Source organism: Streptomyces sp. SID12501, from assembly GCF_010550245.1.
Lineage (GTDB): Bacteria > Actinomycetota > Actinomycetes > Streptomycetales > Streptomycetaceae > Streptomyces.
Genome location: NZ_JAAGLU010000061.1, coordinates 1 through 23,529, shown reverse-complemented (window position 1 = coordinate 23,529; position 23,529 = coordinate 1). Strand labels below are relative to the sequence as shown.

Genomic DNA, 23,529 nt, shown 5'->3' with positions numbered 1-23,529 from the left:
ATCGGCGGGGAGTTGGCGGCAAGTTCCTCCGGCCTGTGCGCCCACCACGGTTGGCCGGCCGGTTGGACGTGGGCGGCGGGCTTTGACATTATCCGCTGCTACGTCTTCACCGAGTGGATCATTCTCCCCCAAACCAGGCGCCTGACCAGCGACTACACGCTGTTTCGGCAATCGTTGCCAGCCTTTTGAGAAGCCTGTGAAGGGCTCGTGCAGACTGGCCGGATGCGTACTGAACTCGTCACGGAGCCCGGCGATCCGGCCCGCCCCAATGAGGACTTCGCAGCGATCGGACTTCCCGCCTCCGGGCAGGGCGGTTCGCTCGTCCTCCTGGACGGGGTGACTCCCCCCAGGGCCGGAACGGGCTGTCTGCATTCCGTCCCCTGGTACACGGCCCGGCTCGGCGGCGCGCTGACCGAACTGTCTGTTTCACAACCGGATATGCCCCTCACCGGGATACTGGCGGCTGCGATCTCTCGTACCGCCGAGGCCCACGCGCAGACCTGTGACCTTTCTCACCCACGCACCCCCCAGGCGACCGTGGTTCTCGCCCGCTGGTCACCGGCCACCGTGGAGCACCTGGTCCTGTCCGACTCGGCCCTGCTGACCGAGTCCCCGGACGGCACGGTCACCGCACACCTGGACGAGCGCCTGTCCCGCGTCCCCCGCGCGTCCCTGGCCACGGACGCGATCGCCGACGCGACGGTACGCAACAAGGAGGGCGGTTTCTTCACGGCGGCGGCCGATCCGTCGGTGGCTTCCCGCGCGGTGACGGGCTCACTCCCGCGCGCCGAGGTCCGCGCGCTGGCCGCCCTGACGGACGGGGCGACCCGCTGGGTGGAGAGGTTCACCGAGGGCGACTGGACGGCCTGCTTCACCGCCGTACGCAAGGAGGGCCCGGGGTCACTGGTGAACCGCGTACGGGAGCTGGAGCGGGCCGACGCGGACGGGGGCCTGCCACGCCTGGGCCGCAGCAAGACGCACGACGACGCGACGGTGGTGTACGTGGAGCTTTGACGGCCGGAAACCACCGACCGCCGGTGCGGCGGGCCTACTTCTCCATGCCGAGGTTGAGCCGGTGGAGCAGCCGGGCCAGTTCGGCCACCTCGACGCGGTCCCAGGCGGCCAGCTCGCGCACGTACCGCTCCCGTCGCGCCTCCCGGACGGCACGGAAGCGGACACGGCCCTCGTCCGTGAGGTGGACGAGCCAGGCGCGTCCGTCGGCAGGATCGGGCTCGCGGGCGATGAGGCCCAGTTCCTCCAGGGCGCGCAGCTGACGGGACATGGTGGCCTTGCCGACGCCGATGTAGGCGGCGAGCTCGGTGGCCCGCTGGCGCCCGCACTCGTCGAGCCGCACCAGCAGTCCGTACGCCGACGACTCCAGGTCGGGATGGACCTCGCGGGCCATCTCCCCGGAGCTGGCCCGGGCGCGCCGCAGGAACACCGTCAACTCGCGCTCCAGGGCGAGGAACTCCCGCTCGACCCCGCGCCCGGGCGTGGTGGACCCGACATGCCGCCCGCCGAGGTTCCCCTCGCCGTTCCCGTCCTCGTGCACGTCAGCACCCCTGATCCGGTTTCGCCGCTCTGAAGGTTTCCGCCAAACACGGCCGTTGCCGCAGCTCGGACAGTATTTCGCAGGCCCGGAGCGACGGCGTCAACCAGGGCCCCCGCAAGCCCCGGGTACGGGAACGGGAAGGCCCGGGCCCCCTTTCCGGGACCCGGGCCCTCGCCGACCGGCAGCGTCCGTCACGCCGCTGCCGGAACCCTCACCTCCGCCGGGTTCTGCGCCGGGGTGAGCGCCAGTTCGAGGACCTGGCGGACGTCCGTGACGGCGTGGACGTCGAGCTTCTCCAGGACCTCGGCCGGGACGTCGTCCAGGTCGGCCTCGTTGCGCTTCGGGATGATCACCGTGGTGACGCCGGCCCGGTGTGCGGCGAGCAGCTTCTGCTTCACACCGCCGATGGGCAGCACCCGCCCGGTCAGCGAGACCTCGCCGGTCATGGCGACGTCCGTACGGACGAGCCGTCCGCTGAGCAGCGAGGCGAGGGCGGTCGTCATGGTGACGCCCGCGCTCGGACCGTCCTTGGGCACGGCACCCGCCGGGAAGTGGATGTGCACGCCCCGGTCCTTCAGGTCGCCCACGGGCAGTTCCAGTTCGGCGCCGTGCGAGCGCAGGAAGGAGAGCGCGATCTGCGCGGACTCCTTCATCACGTCACCGAGCTGCCCGGTGAGGGTCAGTCCGGCGGCGCCGGTCTCCGGATCGGCGAGCGACGCCTCGACGTAGAGGACGTCACCGCCGGCCCCGGTGACCGCGAGCCCCGTCGCCACCCCAGGTACGGCCGTCCGCCGCTCGGCCGGGTCGGTGGCGGACTCGGGCACGTGATGGGGACGCCCGATGAGCGACCGCAGATCACCTTCGGTGACGGTGAACGGCAGCTTCCGCTCCCCGAGTTCGTGCTGTGCGGCGACCTTGCGCAGCAGCCGCGCGATGGACCGCTCCAGGTTCCGGACGCCGGCCTCCCTCGTGTACTCCCCGGCGAGCCTGCGCAACGCGCTCTCGTCCAGGGCGACTTCGGCACCTTCCAGCCCGGCCCTCTCCAACTGCCGGGGCAGCAGGTGGTCCCGGGCGATGACGACCTTCTCGTCCTCCGTGTACCCGTCCAGCCGGACGAGCTCCATCCGGTCGAGCAGGGCCTCCGGAATGGCTTCCAGAACGTTGGCGGTCGCGAGGAACACCACGTCGCTCAGGTCGAGTTCGACTTCGAGGTAGTGGTCGCGGAAGGTGTGGTTCTGCGCCGGGTCGAGGACTTCGAGCAGCGCGGCGGCGGGGTCGCCCCGGAAGTCGGAGCCGACCTTGTCGATCTCGTCGAGGAGAACGACGGGGTTCATGGACCCGGCCTCCTTGATGGCCCGCACGATGCGGCCGGGCAGCGCACCGACATACGTACGCCGGTGCCCGCGGATCTCGGCCTCGTCCCTGACCCCGCCCAGCGCCACGCGGACGAACTTCCGCCCCATGGCGTGCGCGACGGACTCACCGAGGCTGGTCTTTCCGACGCCGGGCGGCCCGACGAGGGCGAGCACGGCGCCACCACGACGCCCGCCGACGACCCCGAGTCCGCGCTCGGCCCGCCGCTTGCGCACGGCGAGGTACTCGGTGATGCGCTCCTTCACGTCCTGAAGGCCCGCGTGCTCGGCGTCGAGCACGGCCTGGGCGCCCTGGATGTCGTAGGAGTCCTCGGTCCGCTCGTTCCAGGGCAGTTCGAGAACGGTGTCGAGCCAGGTCCGGATCCAGCCGCCCTCGGGCGACTGCTCGGAGGACCGCTCCAGCTTGTCGACCTCCTTGAGAGCTGCCTCACGCACGTTCTCCGGCAGGTCGGCGGCCTCGACGCGGGTCCGATAGTCGTCGGACTCCTCGCCGTCCTTCTCGCCATTGAGGTCGCGCAGTTCCTTGCGTACGGCTTCCAGCTGCTTGCGCAGCAGGAACTCCCGCTGCTGCTTGTCGACGCCCTCCTGGACGTCCTTCGCGATGGTCTCGGCGACGTCCTGCTCGGCGAGGTGGTCGCGCAGTTGCTGGGCGGCGAGCTTCAGCCGGGCCACCGGGTCGGTGGTCTCCAGCAGCTCGATCTTCTGGTCGGTGCTGAGGAAGGGCGAGTAACCGGAGTTGTCGGCAAGGGCGGAGATGTCGTCGATGGCCTGTACGCGGTCGACGACCTGCCAGGCGCCGCGCTTCCGGAGCCAGGCGGTGGCGAGAGCCTTGTATTCCTTGGCGAGTTCGGTGACATGACCGGGCACGGGGTCCGGGACGGTCTCGTCGATCCGCGTCCCCTCGACCCACAGCGCGGCCCCCGGGCCGGTGGTCCCGGCGCCGATCCGCACGCGCCCCCGGGCTCGGATGAGGGCGCCCGGATCCCCGTCGGCCAGCCGGCCGACCTGCTCGACGGTGCCGAGGACACCGGTGTTCGCGTACGTCCCGTCGATGCGCGGCACCAGCAGAACCCTGGGCTTGCCGGGCTCGCTGCCCGCGGCGGCCTGGGCGGCCTCCACGGCGGCACGCACCTCGGCGTCGTTCAGGTCCAGCGGAACGACCATGCCGGGCAGCACGACCTCGTCGTCGAGCGGCAGCACAGGCAGAGTGAGCGGTGTGGACGTCGAAGCCATGATCTCTCCTTCGGCACTCAAGTTGAGCTATGCCGACTCAATGCTTGGCGACGGCCGGTTGTTCCCCATCCCGTGTTCGCCGTGAGCGATCACCTCTGCCGCCCCGGCCGGACCTGCGCATACAGTCATCCACGTAACACTCATTACTGCACATCAACCATTACTCAGGGAGTTGGCGTGGACGGAACCGTGCGGGCCTGGATCGACGGCTGGGTGGTCTCGCGCGGGGCGTCGCCGCCGCTGGTCGAGCCCTGGGGGTACACGATCGACGTGGGCACGGCCGAGCAGGTCACCCGGCACGTCCTCCACTCGGTGAACGACGACGTCGAGGAGCGGACCGTCCGGAAGGTGGCCGACGCGGTGACCGGGGCGGGCGTGTGGCTCAAGGTGTTCGAGGACCCGGCGACGGTCGGCGGGTGGCTCGGCGAGGGCTGGTGGGTCGCCCCCGATCCGGGCTGGCTGATGTCGGTCCCGCTGACCGCCACGGAGCCGCCGGCCGTCCCCGACGGCTACCGGGTACGCGTGTGGACGCGCGGCGGCGTGACCCGCGTCCTGCTCGCGGCACCCGACGGCTCCTGGGCGGCCCGTGGCCAGCTCGCCCCGACGGGCCGAACCGCGGTCGTCGACCAGGTGGCGACCTCCCCCGCGCACCAGCGCCGGGGCCTGGGCTCCTTCGTGATGCGCGCACTCGCCCGGGAGGCCGTCGCACAGGGCGCGGAGAGAGGCGTACTGGCGGGAACGCCGGACGGGCGCGCTCTGTACGAGGCACTGGGCTGGCGGGTCGAGGCGCCTTTGACGAGCGCGAAGTTCGTCGGGGGAGCCACCGGGAGGCCTTAGGCCCGCCTCCAGCGCCTCACCCAGGGCCAGGTGGCGACCCCGATGGCCAGCGCCATCACATGCCCCCAGTTGGTCATCGGGTCGGTGTACGCGATCAGGTCCTGCACCAGCATCCCGCCGAACACCAGCAGCAGCGGCCACCCCAGCCAGGGCCGCAGCAACCCCGCCAACGCGCCCACGCTCGCCGCGACCCCGAAACTGACCCCGTAGTCGAGCCGGTGCAACGAACTTTCGGGCAGCCACCCCACCAGCACCGCGAGCCCCACCGGCACCTCGGTCGCGAGGGTGGCCAGCACATGCCCGAGCGCGAACACCCCGGCGGTACGCAGCCCGCCGATCCGCCGCTCCAGCGCGGTAAGGACAAGGAGGAGGACAACGGCGTACGGCGAGGTCACACCACCCACGACCCACAGCGCGCTGGCGACCAGTACGAACACGGGCGTCCGCAGGAGATGGGCGACATCGGTGCTGGAGCCCTGGTGGAGGGCGTGCGCGAGAGCGGGGTCCGCGTGCTCGGCGACGAAGGCCGTGACCAGGAGGACGGCCGCGAACGTGAAGGTGAACGGGGTTCCGGTGGGGGTGGGGAGGAGGTGCCAGGGGCGGAGGACCCGCCTCCCGGGGCGGGCCCCTTCAGGCGCCACGGGCCGCACGGACACGGCCTCCGCCGGCCCCCGCTGCCTCGGCATCCCGTCCAGCAGCCGTACGCCCTCCGCGACAAGAGCGCCCGAGGGCGCAGCTGAACCCGTCGTCACGTCACCCAGCACATCGGCCCGTTCCACGGTGAGGCGCTCCTTCCGTTTCGCCCCAGCCTTCGCCTCCACCCACGTCCTTGTCTGTGACCCGCGCCACCCCTCGGACGATTCACAGCAAGCCGACAGTCCACGTAAAGCCCGAGCTCATCCGGGCCGCACTGCGCCAGGATGTCGCCATGCCCCGTCCGGCCGCCTCCTACGACGCCCCCGAGGTCCTGGACCGTCGCGAGGGCGGGTACGGCGAGGTCGCCCTGCGGCGGCCTCGGCGTCGGGTTCTCCCTCGTGCAAACCGCGGCCGAACCCCGCTGGGGGCACCAGCGTCGTCGAACGTGAACCGGCGGTCATCGGATGGCATCGGAACGGACCGCTCGCCCCGTTCTCCTCCGACACCCTCGCCGGCCCTCGTACCCAGATCGTCGCGGCCGATCTCATGAGATACGTCAATGAGACCTCCGCCACATTTGACGCACTGTGTCTCGACATCGACAACGGCCCCGGCCGGACCGCCACGGACGACAACCAGAGCCTGTAGAGCAGGCCTGACTGGCAAGCAGCGCAAGGGTGTTGAGGCCGGACGGGGTGCTCGCGGCGTGGTCCGCGCAGCCCTCCCGGGAATTCGAGGGAACTCTACGGAATGCCGGATTCCGGTCAGTACGCACCGAAGAGATCCCCGTTGCCCGGGGAGTCCCGGACGTCGTCCATCTCGCCGTCCGACCTGGATAGACCCTCCGTGGTGACTGCCCGTACTCTGCTCCCCTGACGCCGATCACTCATCCGATCAGTCGTGCGTCAATCGCAGTCATGCGCGGAGAAGCGCAGCCAAGGAACCACCCCACTGGTTCTGGAAAGCACACTTCAGGGGCGGGCGATGGAGCAGACACACACCTCCCAGAACGGCGCGACGGCGACTCCTGGCGCCCAGCGCCGGGTACTCGTGGTCGAGGACGATCCGACGATCGTCGACGCCATCGCGGCCCGTCTGCGCGCCGAGGGATTTCTCGTGCAGACCGCAGGCGACGGACCGGCCGCCGTCGACACCGCCGAGGCCTGGCAGCCCGATCTGCTGATCCTCGACATCATGCTTCCCGGCTTCGACGGGCTGGAAGTATGCAGGCGGGTACAGGCCCAGCGGGCCGTTCCCGTCCTGATGCTCACCGCGCGCGACGACGAGACCGACATGCTGGTCGGGCTCGGTGTCGGCGCCGACGACTACATGACCAAGCCCTTCTCCATGCGTGAGCTGGCCGCCCGGGTGCATGTACTGCTGCGCCGGGTCGAGCGGGCCGCCATCGCCGCGTCGACACCGCGCTCCGGCATCCTGCGGCTCGGCGAGCTGGAGATCGACCACGCGCAGCGACGGGTGCGGGTGCGCTCCGAGGACGTGCATCTCACGCCCACCGAGTTCGACCTGCTCGTCTGTCTCGCCAACACCCCCCGCGCCGTCCTCTCCCGCGAGCAGCTGCTCGCCGAGGTGTGGGACTGGGCGGACGCCTCCGGCACCCGCACCGTCGACAGCCACATCAAGGCGCTGCGCCGGAAGATCGGCGCCGAGCGGATCCGTACGGTGCACGGTGTCGGCTACGCACTGGAGACACCGACGCCATGAACCGCGGGCGGCCGGCCGCACGGAGAAGCCCCGGGGAGCCCTGGGGCGGCGTACGCCCGTTCTCGATCAAGACCAAGCTCGGCGCACTGGTCGTCGTCTCGGTGCTGATCACCACCGGTCTGTCGATGATCGCGGTGCACACCAAGACCGAGCTCCGCTTCATCACGGTCTTCTCGATGATCGCCACGCTGTTGATTACGCAGTTCGTGGCCCATTCGCTCACCGCGCCGCTGGACGACATGAACGCGGTGGCCCGCTCCATCTCGCACGGCGACTACACGCGCCGGGTGCGCGAGAACCGCTGGGACGAGCTGGGCGACCTGGCCCAGACGATCAACGTCATGGCCGACGAGCTGGAGGCCCAGGACCGTCAGCGCAAGGAGCTGGTGGCGAACGTCTCGCACGAGCTGCGTACCCCCATCGCGGGTCTGCGCGCGGTGCTGGAGAACGTCGTGGACGGGGTCTCGGCCGCCGATCCGGAGACGATGCGTACGGCTCTCAAGCAGACCGAGCGCCTCGGGCGGCTGGTGGAGACCCTGCTGGACCTCTCCCGGCTCGACAACGGCGTCGTACCGCTGCGCAAGCGCCGGTTCGAGGTCTGGCCGTACCTCTCCGGCGTGCTCAAGGAGGCCAACATGCTCGCCTCCACGCGCGCGGGCATCGCGTCGGGCTCCGGCGGTCACACCCGTAACGACGTCCATCTGCACCTCGACGTCAACCCGCCCGAGCTGGTCGCGCACGCGGACCCGGAGCGACTCCACCAGGTCGTCGCCAACCTGATCGACAACGCGGTCAAGCACAGCCCCGCGCACGGCCGGGTCACGGTGAAGGCGCGAGGCGGGACGCTACCCGAGTCGCTGGAGCTGGAGATCCTGGACGAGGGCCCCGGCATCCCGCGCTCGGAGTGGCACCGGGTCTTCGAGCGGTTCAACCGCGGCGGCGTCAGCGCGCCGCACGGGCCGGGCAGCGACGGCGGTACGGGCCTCGGGCTGGCCATCGCCCGCTGGGCGGTCGATCTGCACGGCGGCCGGATCGGGGTGGCCGAATCCGAGCGGGGTTGCCGGATTCTGGTCACCCTTCCGGGAGAGTCATCCGTACCAAGTTGACGTAAAGTTCGAAGCGGAGCCGCAGGATCCGCCTGGCATCCGCGCTGACGGACGCGCGTGGACACGTGTGATTGCTCACAGGACCGCGCATTTGGTGTGCCCTGCCGACAATTTGGGCTTCCCTCATATGTCTCTTTCAGACCGGAACCCCGCTTGTTTCCCGCCATTTCACCCCCCGAAACCCGATTCCCGATGTGACTTACGCGACGATGAACGAACCCGGACTGACCTTTCGGCCACGGGGGCGTAGCCTTAATTCCCGCTGTCCATCACCTTGTGAAGCGGAAGAGGGCGGTTGCCGCCGTGTCTGCACAGTCCCCCAGTAACTCATCGAGCATCTCGACCGACGAACCCGCAGGTAACCCTGCGGCAGCGTTCGGCCCCAACGAGTGGCTCGTCGACGAGATCTATCAGCAGTACCTCCAGGACCCGAATTCGGTAGACCGTGCCTGGTGGGACTTCTTCGCCGACTACAAGCCCGGGGCGCCCGCCGCCTCGACGGCTCCGGCGGGTACTGCGGCCGCGGGGGCCGCAGAGACCACCACGACCGCCCCAGCGGCTACTGCCGCACCCGTGGCTCCCGTGACCCCGGCCGTACCGGCGCCGGCTCCGGAGGCCGCTCCCCGGCCCGTCGCGGCCCCTCCGGCCGCGAAGCCCGCCGCCGCGGCGCCCGCTCCGGTCGCCGCCAAGCCCAAGGCCGTTCCCGCGGCCGAGGCCGCGGACGGCCCGGAGTTCGTGACACTGCGCGGCCCGTCCGCGGCCGTCGCGAAGAACATGAACGCCTCGATCGAGGTGCCCACGGCCACGTCCGTGCGCGCGGTCCCGGTGAAGCTGCTCTTCGACAACCGCATCGTCATCAACAACCACCTGAAGCGCGCCCGGGGCGGGAAGATCTCCTTCACCCACCTCATCGGCTACGCGATGGTGCAGGCCATCAAGGCCATGCCGTCGATGAACTACTCCTTCGCGGAGAAGGACGGCAAGCCGACCCTGGTCAAGCCGGCGCACGTCAACTTCGGCCTGGCCATCGACCTGGTGAAGCCCAACGGCGACCGCCAGCTCGTCGTGGCCGGCATCAAGAAGGCCGAGTCGCTGAACTTCTTCGAGTTCTGGCAGGCCTACGAGGACATCGTCCGCCGCGCCCGCGAGGGCAAGCTGACGATGGACGACTTCACCGGTGTCACGGTCTCCCTGACCAACCCCGGCGGCCTCGGCACCGTCCACTCGGTCCCGCGTCTGATGCCCGGTCAGTCGGTCATCATGGGCGTCGGTTCCATGGACTACCCGGCGGAGTTCCAGGGCACGTCCCAGGACACCCTGAACAAGCTCGGCATCTCCAAGGTCATGACGCTCACGTCGACCTACGACCACCGGGTCATCCAGGGCGCCGCCTCCGGCGAGTTCCTGCGCGTCGTCGCGAACTACCTGCTCGGCGAGGCCGGCTTCTACGACGAGATCTTCGAGGCGCTGCGCATCCCCTACGAGCCGGTCCGCTGGCTCAAGGACATCGACGCCTCGCACGACGACGACGTCACCAAGCCCGCCCGCGTCTTCGAGCTGATCCACTCCTACCGGGTCCGCGGCCACGTCATGGCCGACACCGACCCGCTGGAGTACCGCCAGCGCAAGCACCCCGACCTCGACATCACCGAACACGGGCTCACCCTCTGGGACCTGGAGCGCGAGTTCGCCGTCGGCGGCTTCTCGGGCAAGTCCCTGATGAAGCTGCGCGACATCCTCGGTGTGCTCCGCGACTCGTACTGCCGCACCACCGGCGTCGAGTTCATGCACATCCAGGACCCCAAGCAGCGCAAGTGGATCCAGGACCGCATCGAGCGCCCGCACAGCAAGCCGGAGCGCGAGGAGCAGCTGCGCATCCTGCGCCAGCTGAACGCGGCGGAAGCCTTCGAGACCTTCCTGCAGACGAAGTACGTCGGCCAGAAGCGCTTCTCGCTGGAGGGCGGCGAGTCCGTCATCCCGCTGCTGGACGCCGTGATCGACTCGGCGGCCGAGTCGCGCCTCGACGAGGTCGTCATCGGCATGGCCCACCGCGGCCGGCTGAACGTGCTCGCGAACATCGTCGGCAAGTCGTACGCCCAGATCTTCCGGGAGTTCGAGGGCAACCTCGACCCGAAGTCGATGCACGGCTCCGGCGACGTGAAGTACCACCTGGGCGCCCGGGGCGTGTTCACGGGCCTCGACGGCGAGCAGATCAACGTCTCGCTGGCCGCCAACCCGTCCCACCTGGAGACGGTCGACCCGGTCATCGAGGGCATCGCCCGCGCCAAGCAGGACATCATCAACAAGGGCGGCACGGACTTCACGGTCCTGCCGGTCGCCCTGCACGGTGACGCGGCCTTCGCGGGCCAGGGCGTGGTGGCCGAGACGCTCAACATGTCCCAGCTGCGCGGCTACCGCACCGGCGGCACGGTCCACATCGTCATCAACAACCAGGTCGGCTTCACCGCCGCCCCGGAGTCGTCGCGCTCCTCCATGTACGCGACCGACGTCGCCCGCATGATCGAGGCGCCGATCTTCCATGTGAACGGCGACGACCCCGAGGCCGTCGTCCGCGTCGCTCGCCTGGCCTTCGAGTTCCGCCAGGCGTTCAACAAGGACGTCGTCATCGACCTCATCTGCTACCGCCGCCGCGGTCACAACGAGTCCGACAACCCGGCGTTCACGCAGCCCCTGATGTACGACCTGATCGACAAGAAGCGCTCGGTGCGCAAGCTCTACACCGAGTCCCTCATCGGTCGCGGCGACATCACCCTCGAAGAGGCCGAGCAGGCGCTGCAGGACTTCCAGGGCCAGTTGGAGAAGGTCTTCACGGAGGTCCGCGAGGCCATCTCCGCACCGGCCGAGGCCCATGTCGGCGACCCCCGGGCCGAGTTCCCGGTGGCCGTGGAGACCGCGGTCTCCCAGGAGGTCATCAAGCGCATCGCCGAGTCCCAGGTCAACATCCCCGACCACGTCACCGTTCACCCGCGGCTGATCCCGCAGTTGCAGCGCCGTGCCGCGATGATCGAGGACGACACGATCGACTGGGGCATGGGCGAGACGCTCGCGATCGGCTCCCTGCTCCTGGAGGGCACCCCGGTGCGCCTCTCGGGCCAGGACTCCCGGCGTGGCACCTTCGGCCAGCGTCACGCGGTCCTGATCGACCGGGTCACCGGCGAGGACTACACCCCGCTCCAGTACCTGTCGGACGACCAGGCCCGCCTGAACGTCTACGACTCCCTGCTCTCCGAGTACGCGGTCATGGGCTTCGAGTACGGCTACTCGCTGGCCCGTCCCGACGCGCTCGTGATGTGGGAGGCGCAGTTCGGCGACTTCGTCAACGGCGCGCAGACGGTGGTGGACGAGTACATCTCGGCCGCGGAACAGAAGTGGGGCCAGACGTCCGGCGTCACCCTGCTCCTGCCCCACGGTCACGAGGGCCAGGGCCCGGACCACTCCTCCGCCCGCATCGAGCGGTTCCTCCAGCTCTGTGCCCAGAACAACATGATGGTCGCGCAGCCGACGCTGCCGTCGAACTACTTCCACCTCCTGCGGTGGCAGGTGCACAACCCGCACCACAAGCCGCTGGTGGTCTTCACCCCGAAGTCGATGCTGCGCCTCAAGGCGGCGGCCTCGAAGGCGGAGGAGTTCACCACGGGCGCCTTCCGCCCGGTCATCGGCGACGAGTCCGCCGCCCCGGCCGACGTCCGCAGGGTCGTCTTCTGCGCCGGCAAGCTGTACTACGACCTCGAGGCCGAGCGGAAGAAGCGCGGCAACACGGACACGGCGATCATCCGCATCGAGCGCCTGTACCCGCTCCCGGGCAAGGAACTCCAGGCGGAGATCGCCAAGTACCCGAACGCCGAGAAGTACCTGTGGGCGCAGGAGGAGCCGGCGAACCAGGGCGCGTGGCCCTTCATCGCCCTCAACCTGATCGACCACCTGGACCTCGCGGTCGGCGCGGACATCCCGCACGGCGAGCGTCTGCGGCGCATCTCGCGCCCGGCCGGCTCGTCCCCGGCAGTGGGTTCGGCGAAGCGTCACCAGGCGGAGCAGGAGCAGCTGCTGCGTGAGGTGTTCGAGGCGTAGGGCTCGACCGGCCTCGGCCGAACAGGGCTGACGTACGGGGGCCCGGCACCGGAGAGATCCGGTGCCGGGCCCTTTGTCATCAGGGCCCCGGATACGTGCGCATAGCCTGGAGAGATCCGCCGGGCGGCCTCGGCCCTGACCCCGGCCCTGGCTCCGAGCACAGCCTTCACCAAAAGTCCCAGCAGTCCCACCAGACCCAGCAGTCCCCAGGAGAACATCCGTGTACTTCACCGACCGAGGCATCGAAGAACTGGCCAAGCGGCGCGGCGAGGAGGAGGTCACCTTCGAGTGGCTCGCCGAGCAGCTGCGGGCCTTCGTCGACCTCAATCCCGACTTCGAGGTACCGGTGGAGCGCCTGGCCACCTGGCTGGCGCGGCTGGACGACGAGGACGACGAGTAGCGCGCAGGCGGGCGCGGCGAGCGGCTCCGGTCCGGGTGTCTTGACTTTCCGTGTCCGCGATATATCGTGAATAGCGGAAGACGCGATATGGCGTGTCGTGACGTACCCGGTCGTCGGCCTGCCGTTCGTCAAGCCCGTCCGTTCACCAAGGGGGTCCGCACCATGTCCACCACAGCCGCGTCCGAGTGGTCCGTCAAAGAGCCCGGCAACCTCGCCTTCGCCGAGCCCGTCACGGGCCTGCACGTACGCATCGTCAACGGAACGGTGAACGTGGTGGGCACGGACGAGAGTTCCGCCCGCCTGGAGGTCACCGAGATCGAGGGTCCACCCCTGGTGGTGACCCAGGAGGACGGCGTACTGACGGTGGCTTACGAGGACCTGCCCTGGAAGGGCTTCCTCAAGTGGCTGGACCGCAAGAGCTGGCGTCGCACCGCGGTGGTGTCCCTGACCGTCCCGGCCGCCGCGCGCGTCGAGGTGGGCGTGGTCGGCGCCGCCGCGTTCGTCTCGGGGGTCGCCGGAGCGACGGTGGTCAAGGGCGTCACCGGCGACACGACACTCGTCGGCCTCTCCGGCCCGGTCCGCGCCGACACGGTATCGGGCAGCCTGGAGGCCCAGGCGGTCACGGGCGACCTGCGCTTCAACTCCGTCTCCGGCGACCTGACCGTGGTCGAGGGCTCCGGCCCCTCGGTGCGCGCGGAGTCGGTGAGCGGCTCCATGATCGTCGACCTCGACCCGGAGGGCCCGACGGACGTGCAGCTGACGAACGTCTCGGGCGAGATCGCCATCCGGCTCCCCCATCCGGCGGACGCCGAGGTGGAGGCCAACACGGCGAGCGGCAGGATCTCGAACGCCTTCGACGACCTCCGCGTCCACGGCCAGTGGGGCGCCCACCGCGTCACGGGCCGCCTGGGCGCGGGCACCGGCAAGCTCCGGGCGACGACGATCTCCGGCTCGATCGCCCTGCTCCGCCGCCCCCAGCCGGAGGACGAACCTGCCGACTCCGCCCCTGGGGACACTTCCGGTGACACCTCCGGCACGACGAACAAGAAGGTGCTCTGACATGCCTCCCGTCTTCGCCCACGGCCGCCTGCGCCTCTACCTGCTGAAGCTGCTGGACGAGGCCCCCCGCCACGGCTACGAGGTGATCCGCCTCCTGGAGGAACGCTTCCAGGGGCTGTACGCACCGTCGGCGGGCACCGTGTACCCCCGCCTGGCCAAGCTGCAGACCGAGGGCCTGGTCACACACACCACCGAGGGCGGCCGCAAGGTGTACGCCATCACGGACGCGGGCCGCGCCGAACTGGCCGACCGCAGCGGCGAGTTGGCCGACCTGGAACTGGAGATCCGCGACTCGGTCGCCGAACTCGCCGCCGAGATCCGGGCCGACGTCCGGGGCGCGGCGGGCGACCTGCGCCGGGAGGTGCGCGCGGCGGCGAGCCAGGCCCGCGGAGCCACCGGAGCCGCGCGGTCCACGCCGTTCGGGGACCACGGGGAGTACGGGGACCACACGGACGCCGACGACAAGGAGGCGTGGCGCGCTGCGAAGGAGGAGATGCGGCGTGCCAAGCAGGAGTGGAAGGAGCAGGCCCGGCGCGCGAAGGACGAGAGCCGCCGGGCCCGCGAGGAGGCCCAGCGGGCCAGGCGCCAGGCCAAGGAGGCCCAGGACAACGCCCGCGCGCAGGCTCAGGAGGAGGTGCAGCGCATCGCCAAACGCGTCCAGGAACAGGTCCAGGACCACTTCAGCAGGGGCGACTGGCCGACGGGGGTCCGGGAGGGCCTGACCGAACTGGCCAAGGAGTTCGGCGAGTTCGGGAAGGACTTCGGCAAGAACCTCGGCAAGGACATCGGCCAGGGCCTGGGCAAGGACTTCGGCTTCCAACGCCCCGGCGGCACCACGACCACGACGGCACCGGAACCGGAGCGCCCGCAGTACACGGACACTCCCCCGGACTTCCCGGCCGGCTACGAACCGTCCTGGGCACACGAAGACTCCACCGGCGACCCGGCCCGGGACCTGGACCGCCTGCTCGACCGCTTCCGGGACGGCATCCGCGACACGGCCCGCGACCACAGCGTCACGGAACCCCAACTCCACGAGATCCGCAGCCATTTGTCAGCGGCGGCGGCACTGGTGGAGGCGGCGCTGCGGACGCCGAAGGCGTGACCGAGGGCGCGGCCGAGGGCGCGGCCGAGACGCAGGGACCCCGCCGAACGCCGTCTCAGGCCGCCACTTCGGCCCGCCTCCTCAGCCCGCCTTCGCCTCGCCCCCGCCGTACAGCACACGGCTCAGGGCCTCGTACGTGACTCCCTGATCGGCGAGGACCTCTGCCGGTACGCCGGGGCGGGCTGTGAGGGCGAGGAGGATGTGCTCGTCGCCGATCCGGCGGTCCCGGTGGGCCACCGCGATGCGCAGGCACCTCTCCAGCACTTCCTTGGCGTCCCTGCTGAAGACACGGCGCCCCGACAACCACCCCCGGTCCCGGCGGTCGCCGGACATCGCGCCGACACCGTGCACCTCCTCGACCCGGGAGACGATGTCGGAGACGTCGATTCCGAGCCCGGCGAGGGCATCGGTCTCGGCCTGGGACAGCCCGGCGCGGCGCCGGGCGTCGGCCAGAGCGGCCCTCACCGACTCCTTGCGGTCGGCGAGTCCGAGCGCGGCCAGCGCGAAGGAGGCTCGACTGGCCTCGCGGTCGAGCAGCGCCAGCAACAGGTGCTCGGCGTCGACGGACCGGTTGCCGACGCGCTCGGAGTGCTCGACGGCACCCCGCACCACTTCGCGCGCATCGTTCGTGAACCGTTCGAACATCACTGCCTCCCGTATTTCTTGTGCACGGCCTGCCTGCTGACACCGAGTTCCGCGGCGATCTCCTGCCACGACCAGCCCTGGTTGCGCGCACTGCGCACCTGCACGGACTCCAGCTGCTCGACCAGCTTCCGCAGCGCGGAGACGGCCCGCAGCCCGATCCGCGGGTCGCGGTCACCCGCACGCTCGGCGAGATCTGTTGCTTCGGTCATGATGTCAACTTAGGTTGACAGGGTCGATATTGTCAACCCTAGTTGACGCGCGGGACGCCGCGAACACACAGACGGCGGGCCCGGAAGAAACCCGGGCCCGCCGCAGTGAGACGTACGTGGTGGAGGTCAGGAGGTGGTGGAGGTCAGGAAGTGGTGAGGACGATCTTGCCGAACAGGTCACCGGACTCAAGGCGTTCGAAGCCCTCACGGGCCCGGTCCAGCGGGAGCACCTCGTCGATGACGGGACGTACGCCGGTGGTGGCGCAGAACGACAACAGGTCCTCCAGCTCGTCCTTGGTGCCCATCGTGGAGCCGACGACCTTGAGTTCGAGGAAGAAGATGCGGGTCAGTTCGGCGTGCGAAGGACGGTCACCGCTGGTGGCGCCCGAGATGACGAGCGTGCCGCCGGGCCGCAGCGACTTGACCGAGTGCGACCAGGTGGCCGCCCCGACCGTCTCGATCACGGCGTCCACGCGCTGTGGCAGCCGCGCCCCCGGCTCCACCGCCTCGACGGCGCCCAGCTCCACCGCCCGCTTCCGCTTGGCCTCGTCCCGGCTGGTGGCGAAGACGCGAAGGCCCGCCGCTCTGCCCAGCACGATCGCGGCGGTCGCGACACCGCCTCCGGCGCCCTGCACGAGCACCGAGTCGCCGGGGCGTACACCCGCGTTGGTGAAGAGCATGCGGTACGCCGTCAGCCAGGCCGTGGGCAGACAGGCGGCCTCCGCGAAGGAGAGCTCCTTGGGCTTGGGCAGGACGTTCCACGCCGGTACGGCGACCTGCTCGGCGAAGGTGCCCTGGTAGCGCTCGGTGAGGATGGAACGGGGTTCCCTGGGGCCGACGCCGTGGCCCGTCTGGCCGATGACGGAGTGCAGGACGACCTCGTTGCCGTCCGCGTCGACGCCGGCGGCGTCACAGCCGAGGATCATCGGCAGCCGGTCCTCGGGGAGTCCGACCCCGCGCAGGGACCAGAGGTCGTGGTGGTTGAGCGAGGCGGCCCTGACGTCGATCGTCGCCCAGCCCGGGCGCGCCTCGGGGGCTGGGCGGTCGCCCAACTCCAGCCCGTTGAGCGGGTTGTCGGGGTCGATACGGGCGGCGTAGGCAGCGAACATGACCTTGACGATAGGGGCCCGACGGAGCCGGGGGAACGAGGCGGCACTGTGACACACGCCCTGTTGATTTCGCCCCCGCCGCCCCTACCCGTCCCTCCGCCAGAGGGGGACCCCATCGGGGGCGCCGCCCCCGAACCCCCGCTCCTCGAACGCCGGAGGGGCTGGTTTTCAGCCCGTCCGGCGCTTGAGGACAAGGCCCCTTCAGGGGCGAAGCGGGGGTCTGGGGCGCAGCCCCCAGGGATGAGACGGACAGAACCACCGCTGAACACAAGCCTCAGCGGCGAGCGACACCCTCCGCCCGAGCCGCCGCAGCGACCGCCGCGGTCACCGCCGGAGCAACCCGCGGGTCGAACGGCGACGGAATCACGTAGTCGGCGGCCAGATCGTCACCGACGACAGCCGCGAGCGCGTCCGCCGCCGCGATCTTCATCCCCTCCGTGATCCGCGAAGCCCGCACCTGCAGCGCGCCCGCGAAGATCCCCGGGAACGCCAGGACGTTGTTGATCTGGTTCGGGAAGTCCGAGCGCCCGGTCGCGACGACAGCCGCGTACTTGTGCGCCACTTCGGGGTGGACCTCGGGGTCCGGGTTGGCCATCGCGAACACGAACGCGTCCTTGGCCATCGAAGCCACCGCCGCCTCCGGGACCGTACCGCCGGAGACCCCGATGAAGACGTCGGCGCCCGCCAGGGCGCTCTCCAGCGACCCCATCAGTCCGGCCCTGTTCGTCAGCTCGGCCAGCTCGCGCTTGACCGGCGTGAGGTCGTCCCGGTCCGCCGAGACGATTCCCTTGCGGTCGGCGACGGCGACATCGCCGAGCCCCGCCTCAAGAAGGAACTTCGCGATGGCGACGCCCGCCGCGCCCGCGCCCGAGATCACACCCCGCAGTTCTCCGAGCTCCCGCCCGGTGAGCCGTGCCGCGTTGCGCAGGGCCGCCAGCGTCACGACCGCCGTGCCGTGCTGGTCGTCGTGGAAGACGGGGATGTCCAGCTGCTCCTGGAGCCGCCGCTCGATCTCGAAGCACCGCGGTGCCGAGATGTCCTCCAGGTTGATCCCACCGAAGGACGGCGCCAGCCGGACCACCGTCTCGATGATCTCGTCCACGCCCGTGCAGGCCAGCGCGATCGGGACCGCGTCCACACCGCCGAACTGCTTGAACAGGATCGCCTTGCCCTCCATCACCGGGAGGGAGGCCTCGGGACCGATGTCCCCGAGTCCGAGGACCGCCGTACCGTCCGTCACGACCGCGACGACGGACGACTTCCAGGTGTAGTCGTTGACGAGGTCGGGCTGCTCGGCGATGGCGGTGCACACCCGGGCCACACCAGGTGTGTACGCGAGGGACAGGTCGTCCTTGTTCCGGATCGGCACGGTGGCCTGCACGGCCATCTTGCCGCCCCGGTGCAGGGCGAACGCCGGGTCGAACTCAACGGCATCACTGCCGGTGTCGATGTCGCTGCGAGGATTGACGATCTCCGCTGCCACTTTGTTGTACCCCTTAGGTCTTCACGGTTTGAGGGTGGCCACTCCTGGTGAGGGGTGGGCGGGCACCGCGCAAGGCCCCGGTGAGTGATGCGCACGGGCACGAACGCGACGGGCGCGCCGCACACGCGCCCTGAGTCCCTGATGAGGGGTGTAAAGAACCTTCTTACCGGACGGAGGACACCGCAGACGAGCCCATAACGCGAAGGTCACACGCGGGCGACATGACTCATCACCACACATGGCCACATACCCGGGCATGATCGATCAAATCGAGAGACGAGTCGACCGAGGGAGTCGAACGAGCCGGGCCCGGTGTCCGGGTGCGGGCTGGACGGAGTCCTCCCGCGGCCGTGCGTACGGGTACATACGGATGCAACAGCCGCTCACCTGGCGAGATACACCGAAGATCTTCCGGCCGGAACGAATGATTCCCGTAGAAGATCCGGGAAGGTCCGGCTCCGATGTACCGACCTGACGCTCCACGGGGGTCACCCGTTATCCGATTTTGACATGGCCGGTCGTCTGAATGCCTCCGCCCGAATGGCAAGATGCCGTAATCACACAAGGTCGCGACACTCAAAGATGTGTGCACCAGTCGACCGACCCGCCGGCATCGTCCGCCCCCTGGGCGGGCGCCGGCCCCAATGGCTCACCATCCATCCGCCGGAGGAACCCACCATGACCGCAAGCTCCACCCTTCGTACGACCGCAGCGCACAACCGGCTAGCCGCGGTCGGTGCGATCGCGGTCGCGGGCGCCCTGCTGCTCACCGGATGCGGTGACCAGACAGAGAACAGCAACGACAGCAGCTCCAGCTCTCCGTCCTCGACGGCGCCGCTCGCCGACAAGCTGCCCGCGAGCATCCGGAACGCAGGCGTCGTCAACGTGGGCTCCGACATCGCGTACCCGCCCGTCGAGTACATGGTCGACGGCAAAGCCGCTGGCATCGACCCGGACATCGCAGCCGCTCTCGGCAAGCAACTGGGCGTGAAGTTCGAGTTCCAGAACGGGAAGTTCGACCAGCTCATCGTCGGTCTGCAGTCCAAGCGGTTCAACGTGGTCATGTCGGCCATGAACGACACGAAGAACCGTCAGAACGGCATCGACGCGGACACCGGCAAGAAGGTCGGCGACGGTATCGACTTCGTCGACTACTTCACCGCCGGCACCTCGATCCTGGTCCAGAAGGGCAACCCGAAGGGCATCAAGTCGCTGGACGACCTGTGCGGCAAGGTCGTGGCCCTGCAGAAGGGCACCACGTCCGAGGGCATCGCCAAGACGCAGAGCGCGAAGTGCAAGACGGACGGCAAGAAGGCCATCACTCTGCAGACCTTCGACACCGACCCTGAGGCGCTGCTCCGCCTAAAGCAGGGCGCCTCGGTCGCCGACCTCAACGACTTCCCGGTAGCCGCCTACAACGCGAAGACTTCGGGCGGCGGCAACGACTTCGAGGTCGTCGGTGATCAGATCGAGGCAGGCCCGTACGGTATCGGCGTCAGCAAGGACAACGCCGAGCTGCGAGACGCGCTCCAGGCGGCGATGAGCGCGATCATCAAGAACGGCGAGTACGCGAAGATCCTTGAGAAGTGGAACGTCGCGGATGGCGCGGTGACCGAGTCCAAGGTCAACGGTGGCTCCTGATCTGCCCGGCGCGACACTGAAGGGCAGTCACCGTGACTGACATTGTCGACAAGGCTCCGGCGTCCTCGCTGCCGCCGGAGCAGATCAAGGCCATCCCGGTGCGCCACTACGGCCGCTGGGTGGCTGGCGCTGTGGTCGTCGCGCTGCTGGTGATGATCGGAATCGCGTTCTCCAACGCGAAGATCAACTACAGCATCATCCCGGACTACGTCACGGACGGGACCATCCTGTCCGGCGTCTGGCACACGCTGTACATCTCCGTCCTCGCCATGCTCCTCGGACTCGTCCTGGGCGTGGTCCTCGCGGTGATGCGGATGTCGTCGAACCCGGTCACGAGCACCGTGGCCTGGTTCTATGTCTGGTTCTTCCGCGGCACGCCCGTGCTGGTCCAGCTCCTCCTCTGGTACAACATCGCGCTCGTGTTCCCCATCCTCAACCTGGGGTTCTACAAAGACGAGATGAACCAGGTGATGACACCGTTCCTGGCGGCGTTGCTGGGGCTCGGCCTCAACGAGGCCGCGTACATGTCCGAGATCGTCCGGGCCGGCATCCAGTCGGTGGACGAGGGACAGACGGAAGCGTCGCATGCGCTGGGCATGACACAGGGCAAGACTCTGCGTCGCGTGATCCTGCCCCAGGCGATGCGGGTGATCGTGCCACCGACGGGCAACGAGTTCATCAACATGCTGAAGACCTCGTCGCTCGCCTACGCGGTCCAGTTCAACGAGCTCATCAAGCGGTCCACGGACATCTCCAGCACTTCGCTCGCGGTCGTCGAGCTGTATTTCGTGGCATCGATCTGGTACCTGATCCTCACCAGTGTGTTCAGCGTCGGCCAGTACTACCTTGAGCGACGCTACGCCCGTGGCTCATCGCGCAACCTGCCACCGACCCCACTGCAGCGCCTGAGGAAGAACCTCCGGCTGTTCGGTTCGTTCCGCCGCCCGGAGGTAGCCCGATGAGCGGTATCAGCAAGGGCCTCGGCAAGCCCACGACCAGTCACCCCATGGTGAAGGCCGAGGGCGTGCACAAGTCGTTCGGTCTTGCGCACATCCTCAAGGGCATCGATCTGGAGGTGAACGCGCGTGAGGTGTTCTGCCTGATCGGCCCGTCCGGCTCCGGCAAATCAACCTTCCTGCGATGCATCAACCACCTCGAGAAGATCAGCGCTGGCCGCCTGTCCGTCGATGGCGAGCTGGTGGGTTACCGACAGAAGGGCGACAGGCTCTACGAGCTGAAGGAACGTGAAGTCGCTGCGCAACGACGGGACATCGGCATGGTGTTCCAGCGCTTCAATCTCTTCCCCCACATGACGGCTCTGGAGAACGTCATGGAAGCGCCGGTCCAGGTCAAGGGCGAGTCCAAGGCTGTCGCCCGGGAGCGGGCCCAGCAGCTACTGGACCGTGTGGGCCTTGGCGACCGCAAGGGCCACTACCCTGCCCAGCTCTCCGGCGGTCAGCAGCAACGCGTCGCCATCGCCCGAGCATTGGCGATGGAGCCCAAGCTGATGCTCTTCGACGAGCCGACCTCGGCCCTCGACCCCGAGCTCGTCGGCGAGGTCCTCGATGTCATGCGCGACCTCGCCGAGGACGGCATGACGATGATCGTCGTCACACACGAGATGGGCTTCGCCCGCGAGGTCGGTGACTCCCTCGTGTTCATGGACGACGGTGTGGTGGTAGAGGCCGGCCATCCGAGAGAAGTGCTGACGAATCCTCAGCACGACCGCACCAAATCTTTCCTCTCCAAGGTGCTCTGAGCTCGTCCGATCTCCATGCTCCCCGCCATACGCCCTGCATGGCGGGGAGCATGCTTTGCTGCTCGATCATCACGGGGCGGCTGCTGTCGGCACCGCCCTGTTGGAAGAGGTGCGAGCAGATGTGCAGAAGCCGGTTTCGGCAGTTGCACCACTGCTCTGGCCGTGATCATCGGACTGGACACCCAGATGGAGATGATCGTTAAGGGCAAGGGCGGTCATAGCGAGACCTCCAGAAAGCTCACCGCCGCGCCAATGCCCCAGCGCCTTGCGACTACGGATGCAAAACACATTGGCAGGACAGAGGCCTGCCCCTGTCCTGCCAATTGTTCACACTTCGTCAGTGGATGTAGGTCGTCCATCCCTGGTCAGGCACATTCACTTGGTGCCCGCGCTTTTCGATCATGTCATCCGGGTGGCACGTCGCCTTGCTGGAGCCGGTCCCGGAGATCGTCGCACCATACTTGTTCGTACGGTAGAAGGTATCCGGGTTGATACAGCCCAGGTAGGCACGCACCTTCCGACCACACGGATTACTGGTGAACTTCACCGTGTACGACTTGCCACTCGTGGAACCAGTGGCACTGACGACGCAACTCGGATCAGCCTGAGCGCCGGCCATGAACACGGGCAAGCCACTGAAAGCAAGCACCGAAGCAGCTCCCACGAGGAAGCTCTGCTTAAGCTTCACATTTCCCCCTTAGATCAGGACACTTCGGTTACCTTGGCGTGATGTAGCCGTTATAAGTGAAGGAAATGAACTGCGGTTCACCCCGAGGCCCATCCTGTACGAACCCCGAGAAGAGGACGTAGTTGTTACGGCCTTCAATGAAGTCGTAATTGCATACCTTCGCGCCATTGAAGGCACCATCCGTGTCTGCGCACTGACCGACACGCCCCGAACCATCCTTCGCCTGCCACTTCACCACGGCCCGCATTCCGTCCGAGCGGAGATCATTGACGATGAAATCGTCTCCGTCCCCGTCGAAGCAGATGTCATAAACGGACCCTTGGTCAGTTGCGCACGTCCTCGTGCTAGCAGCGCTAGCTGGCGTTCCCGTCAACAGAGTCCCAGCTCCCGCGATGGTCAGCGCAGCAGCCATGGACAGTGATCGAAATTTCATGTCTGTTCCCCTCTCCAAACCCAGCAAGGGATTGGGTTTCTCCATCTGATCACCAGTTTCTGGAAAAACGCAAGCCTATTTGACGGCCACCCAAAGAGTCGAGAAAGTCAACAATGAGACATTTTTGATGCAAATTTCCTATATCGCTGCCGGAGTTCACAGCGCAGGCGAACGAGGTACAACGCCCCCGTAGCGCCCCTTCCACATTTGCCTTGACCCTGCTTCGACCTCAGCAGCTTCGGGTTGAGCGCCAGTTCACGCAGCTGACTCTTGGCCAACGGCATGGACTGGAGCAGCCAACCCGGTGAGTACGGCCCGTGAAGCTAGTACTACAGCCGGTGGTTCACGTGACGTGACGGTGGCTGGCTCGTTGCTCCGTTCGTGGGGTTGAAACTGCCGCTGGGCGTGGTGCGGACGGACGAGCTGACTGAGGGCCAAGTCCGGTCGCTT

The 23,529-nt window shown here is 68.5% G+C and carries 19 protein-coding genes and 1 pseudogene; 12 read left to right on the top strand and 8 right to left on the bottom strand.

All coding sequences use genetic code 11. The features are described from left to right. The first annotated feature begins 222 nt into the window (after positions 1–222). Complete coding sequence (locus tag G3I71_RS42150) at positions 223–1,014, top strand: protein phosphatase 2C domain-containing protein (protein ID WP_164323692.1); 792 nt, start codon at positions 223–225, stop codon at positions 1,012–1,014. Positions 1,015–1,048: 34 nt separating this feature from the next. Here G3I71_RS42150 and G3I71_RS42145 read toward each other — a convergent pair whose 3' ends face one another. Next, on the bottom strand, positions 1,049–1,552 hold the full coding sequence (locus G3I71_RS42145; protein ID WP_164323690.1) for a MarR family transcriptional regulator: 504 nt from the start codon (positions 1,550–1,552) through the stop codon (positions 1,049–1,051). A 191-nt stretch (positions 1,553–1,743) separates the two neighbouring features. After that, complete coding sequence (gene lon / locus G3I71_RS42140; protein ID WP_164323688.1) at positions 1,744–4,158, bottom strand: endopeptidase La; 2,415 nt, start codon at positions 4,156–4,158, stop codon at positions 1,744–1,746. A 177-nt stretch (positions 4,159–4,335) separates the two neighbouring features. Here lon and G3I71_RS42135 point away from each other — a divergent pair, with 177 nt between their 5' ends. Beyond that, the gene (locus G3I71_RS42135) at positions 4,336–4,995 is read left to right on the top strand and encodes a GNAT family N-acetyltransferase (RefSeq protein WP_164323686.1); all 660 of its coding nucleotides are present in this window, start codon (positions 4,336–4,338) and stop codon (positions 4,993–4,995) included. Here G3I71_RS42135 and G3I71_RS42130 read toward each other — a convergent pair. Then, on the bottom strand, positions 4,992–5,774 hold the full coding sequence (locus G3I71_RS42130; protein ID WP_164323684.1) for a rhomboid-like protein: 783 nt from the start codon (positions 5,772–5,774) through the stop codon (positions 4,992–4,994). The genes G3I71_RS42135 and G3I71_RS42130 overlap by 4 nt on opposite strands. A gap of 149 nt (positions 5,775–5,923) precedes the next feature. On the opposite strand from G3I71_RS42130, the pseudogene G3I71_RS42125 reads away from it, so the two are divergent. The 7 genes and pseudogenes from G3I71_RS42125 (at position 5,924) to G3I71_RS42095 (ending at position 15,112) form a co-directional block, all read left to right on the top strand. After that, positions 5,924–6,470 (top strand): annotated as a pseudogene (locus G3I71_RS42125) (spermidine synthase). A gap of 145 nt (positions 6,471–6,615) precedes the next feature. Beyond that, positions 6,616–7,353 (top strand): response regulator transcription factor, encoded by a 738-nt coding sequence (locus tag G3I71_RS42120; protein ID WP_006383578.1) that lies wholly within the window; start codon positions 6,616–6,618, stop codon positions 7,351–7,353. After that, positions 7,350–8,459, top strand: coding sequence for a HAMP domain-containing sensor histidine kinase (locus G3I71_RS42115; protein WP_164323682.1), 1,110 nt, complete (start codon positions 7,350–7,352; stop codon positions 8,457–8,459). The genes G3I71_RS42120 and G3I71_RS42115 overlap by 4 nt, the downstream gene beginning before the upstream one ends. Positions 8,460–8,762: 303 nt before the next feature. Next, positions 8,763–12,548 carry a multifunctional oxoglutarate decarboxylase/oxoglutarate dehydrogenase thiamine pyrophosphate-binding subunit/dihydrolipoyllysine-residue succinyltransferase subunit gene (locus tag G3I71_RS42110; RefSeq protein ID WP_164323680.1) on the top strand — a complete coding sequence of 1,262 codons (3,786 nt, stop codon included), beginning with the start codon at positions 8,763–8,765 and terminating at the stop codon, positions 12,546–12,548. A 220-nt stretch (positions 12,549–12,768) separates the two neighbouring features. After that, a complete protein-coding gene (locus G3I71_RS42105) occupies positions 12,769–12,948 on the top strand; it encodes a DUF6104 family protein (protein WP_164323678.1) in 180 nt (59 codons plus the stop codon). A 162-nt stretch (positions 12,949–13,110) separates the two neighbouring features. Further along, a complete protein-coding gene (locus G3I71_RS42100) occupies positions 13,111–14,007 on the top strand; it encodes a DUF4097 family beta strand repeat-containing protein (protein ID WP_164323676.1) in 897 nt (298 codons plus the stop codon). 1 nt (position 14,008) lies between these two features. Further along, the gene (locus G3I71_RS42095) at positions 14,009–15,112 is read left to right on the top strand and encodes a helix-turn-helix transcriptional regulator (RefSeq protein WP_164323674.1); all 1,104 of its coding nucleotides are present in this window, start codon (positions 14,009–14,011) and stop codon (positions 15,110–15,112) included. Between the two features lie 81 nt (positions 15,113–15,193). On the opposite strand, the gene G3I71_RS42090 is transcribed toward G3I71_RS42095, so the two are convergent. The 4 genes from G3I71_RS42090 to G3I71_RS42075 all read right to left on the bottom strand — a co-directional run bounded on the left by G3I71_RS42090 (position 15,194) and on the right by G3I71_RS42075 (position 18,558). Beyond that, on the bottom strand, positions 15,194–15,757 hold the full coding sequence (locus G3I71_RS42090; protein ID WP_164323672.1) for a Clp protease N-terminal domain-containing protein: 564 nt from the start codon (positions 15,755–15,757) through the stop codon (positions 15,194–15,196). After that, complete coding sequence (locus G3I71_RS42085) at positions 15,757–15,966, bottom strand: helix-turn-helix domain-containing protein (RefSeq protein WP_055525534.1); 210 nt, start codon at positions 15,964–15,966, stop codon at positions 15,757–15,759. Before G3I71_RS42085 ends, G3I71_RS42090 begins: the two co-directional genes overlap by 1 nt. Before the next feature lie 143 nt (positions 15,967–16,109). Beyond that, complete coding sequence (locus G3I71_RS42080; RefSeq protein ID WP_164323670.1) at positions 16,110–17,075, bottom strand: zinc-binding dehydrogenase; 966 nt, start codon at positions 17,073–17,075, stop codon at positions 16,110–16,112. A 274-nt stretch (positions 17,076–17,349) separates the two neighbouring features. Then, the gene (locus G3I71_RS42075; protein ID WP_164323669.1) at positions 17,350–18,558 is read right to left on the bottom strand and encodes an NADP-dependent malic enzyme; all 1,209 of its coding nucleotides are present in this window, start codon (positions 18,556–18,558) and stop codon (positions 17,350–17,352) included. A gap of 678 nt (positions 18,559–19,236) precedes the next feature. Between G3I71_RS42075 and G3I71_RS42070 the strand changes: the two genes are divergently transcribed. The 3 genes from G3I71_RS42070 to G3I71_RS42060 are packed head-to-tail and all read left to right on the top strand — an operon-like array spanning position 19,237 to position 21,958. Further along, the gene (locus tag G3I71_RS42070; RefSeq protein ID WP_164323667.1) at positions 19,237–20,199 is read left to right on the top strand and encodes an ABC transporter substrate-binding protein; all 963 of its coding nucleotides are present in this window, start codon (positions 19,237–19,239) and stop codon (positions 20,197–20,199) included. Between the two features lie 32 nt (positions 20,200–20,231). Then, positions 20,232–21,161, top strand: a complete 930-nt coding sequence (locus G3I71_RS42065; protein ID WP_164323665.1) for an amino acid ABC transporter permease — start codon at positions 20,232–20,234, stop codon at positions 21,159–21,161. Then, the gene (locus G3I71_RS42060) at positions 21,158–21,958 is read left to right on the top strand and encodes an amino acid ABC transporter ATP-binding protein (protein ID WP_164323663.1); all 801 of its coding nucleotides are present in this window, start codon (positions 21,158–21,160) and stop codon (positions 21,956–21,958) included. Before G3I71_RS42065 ends, G3I71_RS42060 begins: the two co-directional genes overlap by 4 nt. Positions 21,959–22,295: 337 nt before the next feature. On the opposite strand, the gene G3I71_RS42055 is transcribed toward G3I71_RS42060, so the two are convergent. Next, positions 22,296–22,646, bottom strand: coding sequence for a hypothetical protein (locus tag G3I71_RS42055; protein ID WP_164323661.1), 351 nt, complete (start codon positions 22,644–22,646; stop codon positions 22,296–22,298). Positions 22,647–23,529 lie beyond the last annotated feature (883 nt).

What these genes read in the sequence shown, in the direction of transcription:
- G3I71_RS42100 (WP_164323676.1), top strand. Translation starts at nt 13,111, where the DNA reads ATGTCCACCACAGCCGCGTCCGAGTGGTCCGTCAAAGAGCCCGGCAAC.
- G3I71_RS42115 (WP_164323682.1), top strand. Translation starts at nt 7,350, where the DNA reads ATGAACCGCGGGCGGCCGGCCGCACGGAGAAGCCCCGGGGAGCCCTGG.
- G3I71_RS42060 (WP_164323663.1), top strand. Translation starts at nt 21,158, where the DNA reads ATGAGCGGTATCAGCAAGGGCCTCGGCAAGCCCACGACCAGTCACCCC.
- G3I71_RS42085 (WP_055525534.1), bottom strand. Translation starts at nt 15,966, where the DNA reads ATGACCGAAGCAACAGATCTCGCCGAGCGTGCGGGTGACCGCGACCCG.
- lon (WP_164323688.1), bottom strand. Translation starts at nt 4,158, where the DNA reads ATGGCTTCGACGTCCACACCGCTCACTCTGCCTGTGCTGCCGCTCGAC.
- G3I71_RS42090 (WP_164323672.1), bottom strand. Translation starts at nt 15,757, where the DNA reads ATGTTCGAACGGTTCACGAACGATGCGCGCGAAGTGGTGCGGGGTGCC.
- G3I71_RS42070 (WP_164323667.1), top strand. Translation starts at nt 19,237, where the DNA reads ATGACCGCAAGCTCCACCCTTCGTACGACCGCAGCGCACAACCGGCTA.
- G3I71_RS42080 (WP_164323670.1), bottom strand. Translation starts at nt 17,075, where the DNA reads ATGTTCGCTGCCTACGCCGCCCGTATCGACCCCGACAACCCGCTCAAC.
- G3I71_RS42095 (WP_164323674.1), top strand. Translation starts at nt 14,009, where the DNA reads ATGCCTCCCGTCTTCGCCCACGGCCGCCTGCGCCTCTACCTGCTGAAG.
- G3I71_RS42150 (WP_164323692.1), top strand. Translation starts at nt 223, where the DNA reads ATGCGTACTGAACTCGTCACGGAGCCCGGCGATCCGGCCCGCCCCAAT.
- G3I71_RS42120 (WP_006383578.1), top strand. Translation starts at nt 6,616, where the DNA reads ATGGAGCAGACACACACCTCCCAGAACGGCGCGACGGCGACTCCTGGC.